Origin of the sequence: Silvimonas iriomotensis, from assembly GCF_014645535.1 — a bacterium.
GTDB lineage: Bacteria > Pseudomonadota > Gammaproteobacteria > Burkholderiales > Chitinibacteraceae > Silvimonas > Silvimonas iriomotensis.
Genome location: NZ_BMLX01000005.1, coordinates 47,170 through 61,622, shown reverse-complemented (window position 1 = coordinate 61,622; position 14,453 = coordinate 47,170). Strand labels below are relative to the sequence as shown.

Here is a 14,453-nt window from a genome sequence, read left to right as displayed (position 1 = left end):
GCACCCGGCATATCAATCTGTATCTAATAGTCATAAAATGGACGCTTGAGAGCAGGGAATTTCATGAACGCACCATTGCGCCAGACCCAGACCAGCACCCCTATCCTGACCGACCGCTTTGGCCGGACGGTGGATTACGTGCGGCTCTCGGTGACGGATCGCTGTGATCTGCGTTGTTCCTACTGCATGCCCAAGGGTTTTCAGGGCTTTGAAGAGCCGGAACACTGGCTGACCTTTGCCGAGATCGAACGCCTGATTGGCGCCTTTGCGCGCGTGGGGGTAGGGCGGGTGCGGCTGACCGGGGGCGAGCCCCTGCTGCGCCGTAATCTGCCTGATCTGGCTGCGCGCCTGAAAGCGCTGCCGGGCCTGTTTGATCTCTCCCTCTCGACCAATGCCACGCAACTGGCCCGCCACGCCAAAGCCTTGCGCGCCGCCGGTGTGGACCGTCTGAATATCAGTCTGGATACGCTGGATGGTGCCTGTAACGCGCACATCACCGGCCGCGACACCTTTGATGCCGTGATGCAAGGCATTGCCGCCGCGCAGGCCGAAGGCTTTGCGCCGATCAAGCTCAACATGGTCGCCATGAAAGGCGTGAACGACCATGAGATTGAACGCATGGCCGAATACGCCATGGCGCAAGGCTTCATCCTGCGGCTGATTGAAACCATGCCCATGGGGCAGACCGGGCGTAACGCGCAGTATCTGGACCTGGGCCCGGTGCGCGAGCGTCTGGCGGCACGCTTCGGGCTGGTGCCGGAAGCGCGTGAACTGGGTGGTGGCCCGGCGCGCTACTGGGCTACGCCGGATGGTGCCGGGCGCATCGGCTTTATCACCCCGATCTCGCAGCATTTCTGCGCGACCTGTAACCGCGTACGGCTGGCAGTGGATGGCACGCTGTATATGTGTCTGGGTCAGGAAGAGCGCTTTGAATTCCGCCCGCTCTTGCGTGACGGTGCCTCGGACGCAGAACTTGAAGCGGCCATTCGCACGGCGATTGAACTGAAACCGGAACGGCACGAGTTTCGTGAACAGCCTGGCAAGATTGTGCGTTTCATGTCCCAGACGGGTGGTTGATGACCCGACGCGTTTTTGGTCTGGTTGGCAGCTCGGGCAGCGGCAAGACCACCTTGCTCGAAAAGCTGATTGGCATATTCACTGCCCGCGGCGTCAGCATTAACGCCATCAAGCACTCGCATCATGACATCATGCTGGAACCGCCCGACAAAGACAGCGCACGCTTTCGTGCTGCGGGTGCGGCAGAAGTCATGGTGGTGTCGCCCTACCGTTACGCCATTTTTCATGAATTGCGGGACGCGCCAGAGCCGGATATCCATACGCAGCTGAACAGGCTGGCACCGGCTGATCTGACACTGATCGAGGGTTTCCGGCAGCATCCGTTTCCCAAGCTGGAAGTCTGGCGCGACGCCAACGGCAAGCCGCCGCGCTTTATCGATGATGCCTCCATCATTGCGCTGGTCAGTGACGACATCGCGCCACAGCCGCATGCGCTGGCCTTGTTCGGGCTGGATGACCTCGACGCCATTGCCGACTTTATTATGCAATCGGCCCAGGATATCGGATAACACCGGCAAGGCCGGTACGTACCGTGAGAGCAATCGTGCCGGACACGAAACCAGACCATGTAACAGGCGCCTTGCGGCTGCCGCGAACCCGCCAGTTATCCATGCGGGTGCTGGCGCTGCTGCTGGCCACGCTCGCCGTCGGCCTGATGGCGATCGGCATCACGCTTTATCTTTCCTGGCAACTGGAAGGCGGTGGTGCCGCCATTAACGCGGCTGGCAGTCTGCGTATGCGCACCTATCGCATGGCCCTGACGCTGGAACACTACGCCAGCACGCACGGCCCCCAACTCAATGCCCGCCTGCGCGAAGAAGACGCGGATTTTCGGCAGACGCTAGACCTGTTGCGCAAGGGCGATCCACGCCGGCCGCTGTATCTGCCAGATACCCCGGCCGTGCGCCAGCGCTTTGCCGAGATCGAACAAGACTACGCCCGCCTGAGCCGTCACTGGTTCTTGCCCATTGAATCGGGCCAGCGCCTGCAAGACTGGCAGGCTTTTCGCACGGATGCCGACCAGTTTGTCGATCGCATCAATGACCTCGTGTTGTCGATCGAGCAACTCAATACCCGCCGCACCCTGTGGCTGCGCTCGTCGCAGATGTTCCTTGTGGCCATGGCCATTGCCGGCGCGTTTGCCCAGATCTACCTGATGTTCTTGCTGATTTTCCGGCCGCTGGAACGCTTGCGCGGGGGGATTTCGCGCATGACAGAGAAAGACTTCACCGTGCGGCTGCCGGTGGAATCGCGCGATGAATTTGGCGAAGTGCAGCACAGTTTCAACCGCATGGCCGACCGGCTGGAAGAGGCGTATGGCTCGCTGGCCCAGCGGGTGGAAGAAAAAACCGCCGCACTGAACGCCCAGAATGGCGAGCTTTCCTTGCTGTATGACGTCGTCGCATTCGTGAACCGCCCGCAGACCTCACAAAACCTTTGCCAGGGCGTGCTGGAGCGACTGGTCACCTGGTTTGGCGCCGATGCCGGCAGCGTGCGCGTCATTGATCCGCTGAACCAGTCGGCCTGGCTGATGACCAGCGTGGGCTTGCCCGAATCACTGCAAGAAGCGGAAGTCTGTCGCCGGCATGAAGGGTGCCACTGCGCCCCGGCGCGCGAGGGCGAAGTGGTGATTGTGCAGATGCGGCCGCACCCGCTGCAGCCGCAATCCATTTGTGCCGAAGCGGGCTTCCTGCAGGTGAGCGCTTTTCCGATCAGCGCCGGTGATAACCACCTGGGCGTGATCACGCTGCATTTTGCCGACAAGCGCGATGTCTCCGAGCGCGAAACCCAGTTGTTGACCACGCTGGGGCAGCATCTGGGCATTGCGCTGGATAACCTGCGGCTGGCCGCGCGTGACAAGGAACTGGCGGTATCGGAAGAACGCAATCTGATGGCGCAAGGTTTGCACGACAGCATCGCCCAGGGGCTGAGTTTTCTGAACCTGCAAGTGCAGATGCTGGATGACTCGCTCAAGCGTGATGCAACGGCCGAGGCGCAAGAGATTGTCCCCTTGTTGCGGGCCGGTATCACCGAAAGCTATGAAGATGTGCGCGAGTTATTGCTCAACTTCAGAACCCGTTTGCAAGAAGGCGATCTGCCCGGGTCCATGCAGACGGTGATCGATAAATTCCGCAAGCAGACAGGCATTGCCACTTCGCTCAAACTGACGGGTCAGGGCCGGCCCTTGCTGGCAGACCAGCAGCTACAACTATTGTTTATCCTGCAAGAGGCGCTCTCTAACGTGCGCAAGCATTCGCAGGCCACGCTGGTTGAAGTGACCTTGCACAACGACACCCCGCTGGAACTGATGATCCGTGACAACGGGCGCGGGTTTGACGAAGCAGAGATGGCCCGCCGGGCCGAACGCCATGTGGGGCTCAATATCATGCGCGAACGGGCGGAGCGTCTCGGGGCGCAGCTTGATCTGATCAATGACAAAGGCGTGAGCGTGGTGCTGACCATGCAACGCGCCGCAGTAACCCAGGGAGAGGGCGCCAATGTCTGACACGGTTCGCGTATTGCTGGTGGATGATCACACGCTGTTTCGCAGCGGTATCCGCTTGTTGCTGGGGCGACAGCCGGATTTTGAAGTCATCGGTGAGGCTGCCGATGGCGCTGAGGCGGTCAAACTGGCGCATGCGCTCAGGCCCGATGTCGTGCTGCTGGATCTGAACATGCCCGGGCTCTCTGGCGTGGAAGCACTTAGCCTGATGCTGCAGGACGCGCCCACGCTGGCGGTGCTGATGCTGACGGTGTCAGAAGACGCCGATGACCTTGCCACCGCCTTGCGTGCCGGTGCGCGCGGCTATTTGCTCAAGAATATTGATGCCGATTATCTGGTCAGCGCCATCCATCGTGCCCGCGCTGGTGAGGCGGTGGTGGCCGAGCCGATGACAGCCAAGCTGGTGCAGCAGTTCCGCGTGGCCAGTACCACCCCGCCGGCGCTGCGTGAGGAAGACAAGCTCACCCCGCGTGAACGCGAAATCCTGGGCTATCTGGCGCTGGGCGAGGCCAACAAGGTGATCGCCCGCCGGCTTGATCTGGCCGAAAGCACAGTCAAGATTCATGTGCAGAACATCCTCAAGAAACTGGGGCTCTCCAGCCGGGTGCAGGCGGCCGTGTACGCGGTCGAACACGGTCTGGGCGCCAGCGAAGGCAACCATTTGTCCTGACATTGGTGCGAAACCGGCCACGCCGGGTTAACGCCGTTGCGCGGGCCGCGTATATTGCGCACGCCTTTTAAAAACAGAAACGAAACCGGAACCACCCATGCAGCAAAACACCTCCGCCGCGAACGGCGGCCTGTTCGAGCGCGTGTTCAAACTGCGCGAACATGGCACCGATGTGCGTACCGAGCTTATTGCCGGTGCCACCACCTTTTTGACGATGGTGTACATCATCTTCGTCAATCCGCAGATTCTCTCCGCCGCCGGTATGGATACCCAGGCCGTGTTTGTGGTGACGTGCCTGATCGCCGCCATCGGCAGTATCGGCATGGGGCTGGTTGCCAATTTGCCGATCGCGCTGGCGCCGGCCATGGGTTTGAATGCCTTTTTTGCCTTTGTGGTGGTCGGTGGTCAGCACCTGACCTGGCAAGTGGGCATGGGCGCCATTTTCTGGGGGGCGATCGGGTTCTTCCTGCTGACCGTGCTGCGTGTGCGTTACTGGCTGATTGCCAGCATTCCGTTTGCACTGCGCGCGGGCATTGGCGCCGGTATCGGGCTGATGATTGCGCTGATGGGCTTGCACAATGCCGGTATCGTTGTCGCCAGCCCGGCCACCATGGTAACCGTTGGCAAGCTGACGTCGCTGCCGTGCGTGCTGGGTACGCTGGGCTTTTTCATCATTGCCATCCTGGCCTCACGCGGGATTCACGCCGCCGTACTGATCGCCATCCTCGTCACCACGGTGCTGGGCTATCTGTTTGGCGATGTCACCTTCCACGGCGTGGCTTCGTTGCCGCCGTCGATTGCCAACGTGTTTGGCCAGCTGGCCATCAAGGACTCGTTCAGCCTTGGTATGGGCGCGGTGATTTTCTCGTTCATGCTGGTCAGTCTGTTTGATTCTTCCGGCACGCTGATTGGGGTGGCCGGCAAGGCTGGCCTGGCGGATGAGCACGGCCGTTTCCCGCGCATGAAACAGGCCTTGCTGGTCGATAGCACGGCCTCTGTGCTGGGCGCGTTCATGGGCACCTCGGCGATCTCGACTTACATCGAAAGCTCGGCCGGCGTGTCTGTGGGCGGGCGCACCGGGCTGACCGCGGTGGCGGTCGGCGTGCTGTTCTTGCTGGCGATCTTTTTCTCGCCGCTGGCGGCCATGGTGCCGGCTTATGCCGCTGCAGGTGCGCTGATTTTTGTGGGCGTGCTGATGACGGCAGAACTCAAGCGCATCAACTGGGATGACATGACCGAAAGCGTGCCGGCCTTCATTACTGCGGTGATGATGCCATTCTGCTTTTCGATTACCGAAGGCATCGCCGGCGGTTTCATTGCCTATTGCGTGATGAAAGCGGGCACGGGCCGCTGGCGCGAAATTCGCCTGCCGGTGCTGGTGGTGGCAGTGCTCTTCCTGATCAAGTTCATCATGGATGGCAGCCACTGATCTGGCATCTGCCCCAGGCTGGTAACAGCAAAAGCAGCATGGGGCAGCCGGGTAGTACCTATCAGCAAAAAGGGCGGAGATTCCGCCCTTTTTTGTGGCTGCCGTTTACGGCAGGAAGTCCGTCGGGTCGACGGCCTTGCCCTTGTAGCGCAACTCGAAATGCAGCATCACACGGTCCGCGCCGCTGTCGCCCATGGTGGCAATTTTCTGGCCCTGGCTGACCTGGTCACCTTCGTTGACCAGCAGATTGTTGTTGTGGGCGTAGGCGGTCAGGTAATCCTGATTGTGCTTGATCACCAGCAATTTGCCGTAACCACGGATGCCTTCTCCGGCATACACCACCTTGCCGGCGGCAGCGGCCACCACGGGCGAGCCCTTGTCGCCACCGATATCAATACCGTTATTGCGGGTGGCAGAGGTCTTCAGTTCCGGCCCTTTGGCGGGCCAGATCAGGGCGATCTTCGGTGCCGCCGTGGGGACAGGGGTGGGCGTGGTCGCCTGCGCAGTAGCCGGCTTGGCTGGCGCGGGCTTGCTGCTGGCGGTGGTGCTGCCCGGCGGTTTTACCCGCAGGACCTGGCCGACTTCAATCGCCGTCGCATCTTTCAGGTTGTTCCAGCGCGCCAGGTTGTTCACGCTCTGGCCGTTGTTGACGGCAATACGATAGAGCGTGTCCCCTTTTTGCACGCGGTAATAACCGGTGCCGACGGGTTCTTCGGGGGTACTGCTGCATGCGGCCAGTGTGGCGGCAAGCATGCCGGTGCAGGCCAGGCGGAGAATACAGGCAGAAAAGGAAGTCACGGCGCTGAAAATGGGTTGTGATTGCCGCAGATTGTAATGGCAGGCGCGGGATAATCCCAAAGCTTGTTCCTGGTAATACCTGGCCTGTGGCTTGCATCTGCTCGGCCCGGGCGTTGCGAGGCCTGGTGATACGGCGGCTGACGGGGCGGATCGCAACAGATATGCCGGTCAGCCAGTTGGCACTGCATATAACAGGCGAGGCGGGCCGCCCGGGGCCGCGGCAGCGGCGTTTACTTGAGCTTGTTCCAGGCGGCAATCGCTTCTTTGCGATTGGGCTGCGGCGTGCTGATCATGCTGCAATTGCCGTTGCGGCCATATTTGCTGCACTCCAGCCAGACGCGGTTGGCGCCGGCCTTGCGGACTTCGGCGTGGGCGCCGCAGCGCGGGCAGGGCTGGATTTCGGTGGTGGTGCCGGACATGAAAATTCGCTTTGTTCTTGATGAATGGATCAGGACGTCAACCAGATCAGCGCCGCCATGCGGCCGGTCTGTTTGTCGCGCCGGTAAGAAAAGAAATTGCGGCTGTCGCTGACGGTACACAAACCGCCGCCGTGAATGCTGCCAATGCCCGCTGCCGCCAGCCGCTGGCCGGCCAGGGCGTAGATATCGGCCAGCCATTTGCCATCGGTGGCGCCAGGCTTGAAGGCGCTGGCCGCTTGCGGATCATGTGCCATGAACGCCTCGCGCACTTCCGCGCCGACCTCGAACTGATCGGGGCCAATGGCAGGGCCCAGCCAGGCCATGATCTCTTCGGCCGGGCACTGCATGCTCTCCAGCGTGGCCTCCAGCACCCCGTTGCACAGCCCGCGCCAGCCGGCGTGGGCGGCGGCAACCACGGTGCCCGCGCGATCACAGAACAGCACCGGCAGGCAGTCAGCCGTCATGATCACGCAAACATCATCGGCCGCCCTGGCCACGCTGGCATCAGCGTCGCAATGGCCGGTCAGCGATACCGCCGTGCCGTGCACCTGATTAAGCCACTTGGGCTCGGCAGGCAGGTGCTGGCGCAAGAGGGCTCGGTTGGCGGCGACCGCCTCGGGGTGGTCGCCCACATGCGTGCCCAGATTGAAACCGTCCCAGGGGGCGCTGCTCACGCCGCCATGACGCGTCGTCATCAACGCCATGACGTTGGCTGGCGCGGGCCAGTCCGGCATCAGGAAAAAGGGATCGGTTCTAGTCTCTGACATAGATGACTTCCATATCGTGTTCGTCATCGCCCCAGTCTTCTTCTTCATCCCAGGTCTCATCAAGACCCGCCTGGGCGCGCATGACATTGAGCAGCGATTCAAAATCAAGCGGAATGGGCGAGCGCCAGCTCATGACCTTGCCGGTGACCGGATGCGTCAACGACAGCTTGCGCGCATGCAGGGCCTGACGGCTGAAGTCTTCCAGCGCCAGCATGATTTCCGGTTCCAGCCGCTTGGCACGGCCACTGTAAACCGGGTCTGCCGCCAGCGGATGGCCCAGGTGCGACATGTGCACGCGGATCTGATGTGTGCGGCCGGTTTCAAGGCGGCACTCAATCAAGGTAAAGCCGTCGAACTTCTCCAGCACCCGGTAATGCGTTACTGCGTGCTTGCCGGTGCCTACCACCGCCATGCGCGTGCGTTCTTTGGGATGACGGCCAATCGGGGCGTCAACCGTACCGTCGCGCTTGACCAGGCCCTGGGCAATCGCCAGATAATGGCGCTTGACGGTATGGGCTTGCAGTTGTTTGACCAGGTGGTTTTGCGCAACCAGCGTGCGCGCCACCACCATCAAGCCGCTGGTGTCCTTGTCCAGACGGTGTACGATGCCGGCTCTGGGCACGGTTTTGAGTTCGGGGTAGTGGTGCAGCAACCCGTTGAGCAAGGTGCCGGACCAGTTGCCGCTGCCGGGATGGACGACCAGCCCGGCCGGTTTATCGATCACAAGGATGGCGTCGTCTTCGTAAATGACGTCCAGTTCAATGTTTTCCGGCTGGAATGCCACTTCCTCCGGATCAGGCTGGATATCGACAGACAGCGTCTCGCCGCCCCACAGCTTGGTCTTGGGTGTGGCAGGCTGGCCGTCAACGGTGACAAGGCCATCCTTCACCCAGCCGGCCAGCCGGTTGCGTGAATAATCAGGTAACAATTGCGCCAGCGCGGCATCCAGTCGGGACCCAGCACATTCCTGGGGTACGGCCAGGATACGCGGCTGCGCGAAATCGCTATAATCGTCGGGTTCTAATTCGGGATTCATCATGAACAAGATTTTACCGCGAATCGCCGCATTCGCAGTGGCTGCTTTGTTGCTGGCCGGTTGTGCGTCCACGCCGGACGAGCAGGACGAGACCAAAGGCTGGTCGGCCGAGAAGATCTACAACGAGGGCAAGAACGAGCAATCGAGCCATAACTGGGACCGCTCCACCAAATTGTTCGAGGCGCTGGAAGCGCGTTATCCGTACGGCCGTTTCGCGCAGCAGGCCTTGCTGGAAATGGCGTACAACCAGTACAAGAACATGGATGCCCAGCCCGCACTGGCTTCGCTGGATCGCTTCATGAAGCAGTATCCGGCTCACCCCAGTATGGACTATGCGCTGTATCTGAAGGGACTTGTCAACTTTAACGAGACGCAGGGTTTCCTGTCTGCGCTGGCCAAACAGGATATGGCCGAGCGTGACCCGAAAGCCGCCCGTGACTCGTTCGACGCCTTCAAAGAGCTGGTCGACCGCTATCCGGACAGCAAATATGCCGAGGATGCCCGCAGCCGCATGGCTTACCTTGTCGGTGCGCTGGCCAACCATGAACTTTATGTTGCCAAGTACTACTACCGTCGTGGCGCCTACCTGGCTGCAGCCAATCGCGGCAAGGGCCTTGTGGAGAACTTCGGCAACACCAAGATGGTGGAACCGGCGCTGGGCATCATGGTGCGTTCCTACGACAAGCTGGGGCTGACCGAACTGCGTGACGACGCCAAGCGCGTGCTGCTGCAGAACTACCCCAATACTGTCGTCCTGGAAGACAGCTACTGGAAGACCGGCTCGTGGTGGACCCTCTGGTAACAAAAAATTAAAAAAATGCGCTTGGGGGTTTACAAGCATCATATCGTCACCTACAATGCGCATCTCTTTCGGGGCTATAGCTCAGCTGGGAGAGCGCTTGCATGGCATGCAAGAGGTCAGCGGTTCGATCCCGCTTAGCTCCACCAAACAGATGCGGCTGCTCAGGAATGCAGTAACTCTTGAGTAGCCGCATAAATGTTTAGACGTCCCCATCGTCTAGAGGCCTAGGACACCGCCCTTTCACGGCGATAACCGGGGTTCGAATCCCCGTGGGGACGCCACTACACCAGTGGTGTGCAGTAGCAGTAAAGTAGCAGTAAAGTAGTAGAAGTAGAAAAACAGTTGTATCAGTTGTGAAGTCTAGTGCGCCCGTAGCTCAGTTGGATAGAGTATCTGGCTACGAACCAGAGGGTCGGGCGTTCGAATCGCTCCGGGCGCACCATTTCTTCCTTGCTGTAATCTTCTGTTTACCCAGATCCTGTCCCCATCGTCTAGAGGCCTAGGACACCGCCCTTTCACGGCGATAACCGGGGTTCGAATCCCCGTGGGGACGCCATATTTCGGGGCTATAGCTCAGCTGGGAGAGCGCTTGCATGGCATGCAAGAGGTCAGCGGTTCGATCCCGCTTAGCTCCACCAAAATGAATCGGCCACCTGCTTGCAGGTGGCCGTTTTCATTTCTGCTCCCATTCCCGTCCACCCCTGTTTTCCTTCCTGTTGTTGTCCCTGTGTATCTGGCGCCCGCCAGAGCGCCGCTCTCTGTTCCAGACCGTACCCCCAAACACCATTTTTACCCGATGCGACCGGAAAACACGGCCCGTTTTGCGTTTTTAGCCCGTGGTTTTGAGGGCATGGCGTTGATTTGAAAGGTGTTTTCAGAATAATTGCAGGCTTTCCGACTGGCTTTCAGCAAAGAATGAGTTTGCCTGGATTGCGCTGACCACACTTAGAAAAAACTTAGAGAAACGCGTTTGAATCGTGTTGGGTTGACGTAAAAAAATATATTTTTTCTTACCCCTGTAACCACGTGTAGCGTCACATCCCTTTCATTTTTCCCTCCCAGGATAGCGGGGTTTTTCGGGACTGGCAGGTCTGGTTTGCACCAGCACTTGCCGGTCAACAACAAACTCCTCGGGAGATAGATGTGGCAAACCTTCAGTACGTCGGTTTCACGACATCGCTGACAGCCATTGCGGCGGCCTGTATGTTGGCCGGTTGCGGCGGTAGCGATTCCGGAACCTCAACTTCGGCCCCCAACTCGCAATCCAGAATCAGCGGCGTGGTCAGCAGCACCGCCTACACACCGGGCAGCGCTGGCAACCCCACCCTGACCGCCGGCTACATCAAGGGCGCGACGGTCTGTATTGACAGCAATAACGACGGTATTTGTGAATCGGGCGAAAACCCGGTGACAACCGACGCCAACGGCAAGTTCACGCTGAACACCGCGACGCCGGGCCCGATCATTGCCGACATCAGCACCAGCGCCATCAACACAGCCACTGGCACTGCCGTGACTGCCCACGAGATCCTGCGTGCCTCGCTGGCCCAGGTGACCGAGCAAGCAGCGGGCCTCGTTGTAGTCAGCCCCATGTCCAGCGAAGTGCAGCGCATGGTGGAAGACAACGGCACTGATTACCAGACCGAGAAGGGCAATCTGGCCGCCCGCGTTGGCGTGACCAGCGCCCAGGTGCTGGGTGATCTGGCCGCGCTGACCGGCACGGCCCAGTCGCTGGCCGTGGCCGAAGCCAACGCCCTGAACAACCGTTACGTCTACGCCACCAAGAAGTTCGACAACAAGGAACTGTATCCGGATGCGCTGGCCGTCCCGGGTGGCGATCCGGAACTGGCCAGCCTGGCTGTGAGTTCCGCGACCAACACCGTGAAGACTGATCCGCGTCAGCCGATCACCTTCCTGCAGGCGCAGCAAGCCGCGTTCAACGTGGAAGGCATTCCGCGTTATGACAGCGTGTTTATCGTGATGCTGGAAAACAAGGGCACGACCACCATCCTGGGTTCGGCTTACGCACCCAAGATCAACGGTTATCTGCAAGCCAACAACCAGTTCACCAGCTACTACGCCACCAGCAACCCCAGCGAGCCGAACTACACGGCCCTGGGCGGTGCGGATGACTGGGGTATTACTGACGACAGCCAGTGGAACTGCGATGCGACCGGCGCCAACGCCGTGCAGGATCTGCCGGTTCCGGACAACACCCAGCCGGGTCTGGCCAATTCGCCGTTTAGCACCACCTGCACGCAGGCTGCCGGTATCAACCACAACATTACCGGCCGCGCCAACCTGTTTAACGCGCTGACGAGCAAGGGTCTGCGCTGGCGTACCTACAGCGAGTCGATGAACCCGGGTCAGGATTTCCGGACCGACAGTATCGCTGACAGCGCCGTCACGGCCACCGACCACGTTTACCCGCCGGGCACGCTGGGCAACAACACCACGGCCATCGGTAACGCCAACCTGACCCTGCCGATGCCGGCCGGTCTGTACAAGACCAAGCATCACCCGGGCATGGCTTACCAGAACGTGCGTAGCGCGCCGGAATGGAAGTTCAGCAACCGTACGCTGGGTGGCGGTCAATGGGATGCCGCGCTGGCTTCGGGCAGCAAGTACACCGTACCGGCTGGCTATAACGTCGACCAGTTCAGCACTGACTTGCAAAGCGGCGATGTGGGCCAGATCAACTTCCTGATGCCTGACCAGTGCGATGACATGCACAGCATTTCCGTCACCGGCACAGTGTCCGGCGGCGGCACGGGTACGGCCAGCGATTGCGCTTCGGGCAACAACATCATCACCCGTGGCGACAACTACGTGGATTACCTGGTCAAGAAGATTCAGGCTTCGCCGCTGTGGGCCAATCGCCAGAAGCGTGTTGCCATTGTGCTGATGTTTGACGAAGGCACGGCAACCACGGGTCACAACGCATGTTGCGGCTGGGTACCGGGCTCCTCGGGCGCTGCGGCTTCGACCAACACCAACCCGCTGGTGAAGGGTACTAATGGCCAGTTCGCCCAGGATACCTCGATCCACAACTACAACTTCGGCAACCATGGCCACGGTGAATCCATCTTCGCGGTGATCACCAACCAGACGGGCGCGCCCAAGCAAGTGTCTGACAGCGATGCCTACAGCCACTTCTCGTTTGTGCGCACGCTGCAGGACATGTTCCAGCTGGCCGATCCGGCAGACGATTCTTCGTACATGAACCGCTCGAAGTACACCGAGAAGTTCATTGCGCAGAACATTCTGAACCTGCCGGAATACCAGAGCAGCGCCGATACGCACTTTGATGCGGTTCGTCCGATGAACCACGCCTACGTGATTCCGAAGACCTACACGCAGATCCAGTCCGCTGATACGCAAAGCCTGACCCCGCAAGTAGGTCCGGATGCAACGCAGAAGGGCGTCTGGGCTGTGAAGTAAGCCGCTTAAAAAAAAGAAGAAAGGGCGGTCTGGCCACGTGAACCGGGACAGACCGCCATGGGGATGGCAGTTGCACACGCTGCTGCCATTTCTGCAGCCGTACAGAAGCGCCGCTTCTGTGAGGGAGACTTGTCAAATGCAGCACTTGATCCGGATTGCCGTTTGCCTGTTGCCTATCGTGCTCGCCGCTTGCGGCGGGGGTAGCGACAACGCCACCACAACAACCAGTGCGCCGACCACGACGCCTACGCCTGCGCCCAGCGCAGCCACTGCTTCGGCACCCCTGAGCCTGTCGGCCCAGGTAGGCCACAAACTGTTTTTTGATGCCACGTTATCGGGCTCGGGCAAGATGTCCTGCGCCACGTGTCACGACCCCAATTTTGCCTATGCGGCGCCCAACAACCTGGCCGTACAGCTGGGTGGCACCGACCTGCTGCAAGCCGGCACGCGCGCCGTGCCCTCGTTGCGCTACAAGGAATTCACCCCGGCCTATGCCGATTTGCTGGATAACCCGGACGGCGTGAGTGTGCCTGGCCCCGGCGGCGGTTTTACCTGGGATGGCCGCTCGCCCACGCTGGCCGACCAAAGCAGCATTCCGCTGTTGTCGGCCAACGAAATGGCCAATGCCTCGCCGGCAGATGTAGTGGCCAAGGTGAAGGCCGCGGCGTATGCGCCGTTGTTCCTGCAGGCGTTTGGCAACGATGCTTTCACCGATACCAGCAAGGCCTTTGCCAATATCCAGGCGGCATTGCAGGCCTATCAGATGGAAGACCAGAGCTTTCACCCGTTCTCCAGCAAGTTTGATCTGTATGTCGCCAACAAGATTGGCGGCAACATGACGGCGGCGGAGCTGCGTGGTCTGACGGTCTTTACCGATGCCAACTCGGGTAACTGCGCTTCTTGTCACTATCAGGGTGCCGGTCTGAACGGAAGCTCTGCGCTGTTCACCGATTTCTCTTACGAGACCATCAGCGTGCCGCGCAATATGGATATCCCGGCCAACCAGAACGCCGCCTATTACGATATGGGCGTGTGCGGCCCGCTGCGTACCGACCATCTGCCGGCCTCGCCGGGAGCAGCCAACAGCTTCTGCGGCCTGTTCAAGGCGCCGACTCTGCGCAATGTGTCCTTGCGTGGCGCGTTCTTCCACAACGGCGTGATTCACTCGCTGTACCAGCTGGTGCACTTCTACAACACGCGCGATACCAATCCGGAAATCTGGTACCCGACCGTGGGAGGCACGCCCAAGGCCACGCCGGACGCCAACTTCCCCACCTACGGTTTGATCACCACGCAATATACGGGTGGTACGGTGCAGAAGTTCAACGATTTGCCGGCTGCCTACGTGGGCAATATCGACCCGCAAATGCCGCTCGACAGCCGTGCGCCGGGCGCCACGCCACCCATGACCGAAGCGCAGATGTCTGACCTGATCTGCTTTTTGAATACGCTCACTGATGGCTACCAGGCCCCGGCCAACCCGCCGGCGCATGGCACCTGCGTTGATTAAC

At 60.4% G+C, this 14,453-nt stretch carries 12 protein-coding genes and 5 tRNA genes; 13 read left to right on the top strand and 4 right to left on the bottom strand.

Annotation, left to right across the window (positions count from 1 at the left end; all coding sequences use genetic code 11):
• Positions 1-102 precede the first annotated feature (102 nt).
• The 5 genes from moaA to IEX57_RS16150 all read left to right on the top strand — a co-directional run bounded on the left by moaA (position 103) and on the right by IEX57_RS16150 (position 5,679).
• Complete coding sequence (gene moaA / locus IEX57_RS16170) at positions 103-1,077, top strand: GTP 3',8-cyclase MoaA (protein ID WP_229709080.1); 975 nt, start codon at positions 103-105, stop codon at positions 1,075-1,077.
• Positions 1,077-1,586, top strand: a complete 510-nt coding sequence (gene mobB, locus IEX57_RS16165; RefSeq protein WP_188705450.1) for a molybdopterin-guanine dinucleotide biosynthesis protein B — start codon at positions 1,077-1,079, stop codon at positions 1,584-1,586. Before moaA ends, mobB begins: the two co-directional genes overlap by 1 nt.
• Positions 1,587-1,657: 71 nt before the next feature.
• On the top strand, positions 1,658-3,583 hold the full coding sequence (locus tag IEX57_RS16160) for a type IV pili methyl-accepting chemotaxis transducer N-terminal domain-containing protein (protein WP_188705448.1): 1,926 nt from the start codon (positions 1,658-1,660) through the stop codon (positions 3,581-3,583).
• Entirely contained in the window at positions 3,576-4,250 is a 675-nt protein-coding gene (locus IEX57_RS16155; RefSeq protein ID WP_188705447.1) for a response regulator, read from the top strand. The genes IEX57_RS16160 and IEX57_RS16155 overlap by 8 nt, the downstream gene beginning before the upstream one ends.
• A gap of 97 nt (positions 4,251-4,347) precedes the next feature.
• Positions 4,348-5,679, top strand: coding sequence for an NCS2 family permease (locus IEX57_RS16150; protein ID WP_188705445.1), 1,332 nt, complete (start codon positions 4,348-4,350; stop codon positions 5,677-5,679).
• Between the two features lie 105 nt (positions 5,680-5,784).
• Here the strand turns inward: IEX57_RS16150 and IEX57_RS16145 are convergent, their stop codons facing one another.
• From IEX57_RS16145 to rluD, 4 genes are all read right to left on the bottom strand, one after another.
• The gene (locus IEX57_RS16145) at positions 5,785-6,432 is read right to left on the bottom strand and encodes a peptidoglycan DD-metalloendopeptidase family protein (RefSeq protein ID WP_188705443.1); all 648 of its coding nucleotides are present in this window, start codon (positions 6,430-6,432) and stop codon (positions 5,785-5,787) included.
• Between the two features lie 275 nt (positions 6,433-6,707).
• On the bottom strand, positions 6,708-6,896 hold the full coding sequence (locus tag IEX57_RS16140; protein ID WP_188705441.1) for a Lar family restriction alleviation protein: 189 nt from the start codon (positions 6,894-6,896) through the stop codon (positions 6,708-6,710).
• A 29-nt stretch (positions 6,897-6,925) separates the two neighbouring features.
• Positions 6,926-7,663 (bottom strand): peptidoglycan editing factor PgeF, encoded by a 738-nt coding sequence (gene pgeF / locus IEX57_RS16135; protein WP_188705440.1) that lies wholly within the window; start codon positions 7,661-7,663, stop codon positions 6,926-6,928.
• A complete protein-coding gene (gene rluD, locus IEX57_RS16130; protein WP_188705438.1) occupies positions 7,650-8,702 on the bottom strand; it encodes a 23S rRNA pseudouridine(1911/1915/1917) synthase RluD in 1,053 nt (350 codons plus the stop codon). The genes pgeF and rluD overlap by 14 nt, the downstream gene beginning before the upstream one ends.
• Here rluD and IEX57_RS16125 point away from each other — a divergent pair.
• From IEX57_RS16125 to IEX57_RS16090, 8 genes are all read left to right on the top strand, one after another.
• The gene (locus IEX57_RS16125) at positions 8,701-9,501 is read left to right on the top strand and encodes an outer membrane protein assembly factor BamD (protein ID WP_188705435.1); all 801 of its coding nucleotides are present in this window, start codon (positions 8,701-8,703) and stop codon (positions 9,499-9,501) included. The two genes, rluD and IEX57_RS16125, sit on opposite strands and share 2 nt — an antisense overlap.
• A gap of 70 nt (positions 9,502-9,571) precedes the next feature.
• Positions 9,572-9,647, top strand: a tRNA-Ala gene (locus tag IEX57_RS16120).
• A 59-nt stretch (positions 9,648-9,706) separates the two neighbouring features.
• Positions 9,707-9,782: transfer RNA gene (locus IEX57_RS16115), tRNA-Glu, on the top strand.
• 84 nt (positions 9,783-9,866) lie between these two features.
• Positions 9,867-9,943: transfer RNA gene (locus tag IEX57_RS16110), tRNA-Arg, on the top strand.
• A 38-nt stretch (positions 9,944-9,981) separates the two neighbouring features.
• Positions 9,982-10,057 (top strand) — tRNA-Glu (locus IEX57_RS16105).
• 6 nt (positions 10,058-10,063) lie between these two features.
• Positions 10,064-10,139 (top strand) — tRNA-Ala (locus IEX57_RS16100).
• Between the two features lie 505 nt (positions 10,140-10,644).
• Positions 10,645-12,942, top strand: a complete 2,298-nt coding sequence (locus tag IEX57_RS16095; RefSeq protein ID WP_229709067.1) for a hypothetical protein — start codon at positions 10,645-10,647, stop codon at positions 12,940-12,942.
• 136 nt (positions 12,943-13,078) lie between these two features.
• Positions 13,079-14,452, top strand: coding sequence for a cytochrome-c peroxidase (locus tag IEX57_RS16090; RefSeq protein ID WP_188705434.1), 1,374 nt, complete (start codon positions 13,079-13,081; stop codon positions 14,450-14,452).
• Position 14,453 lies beyond the last annotated feature (1 nt).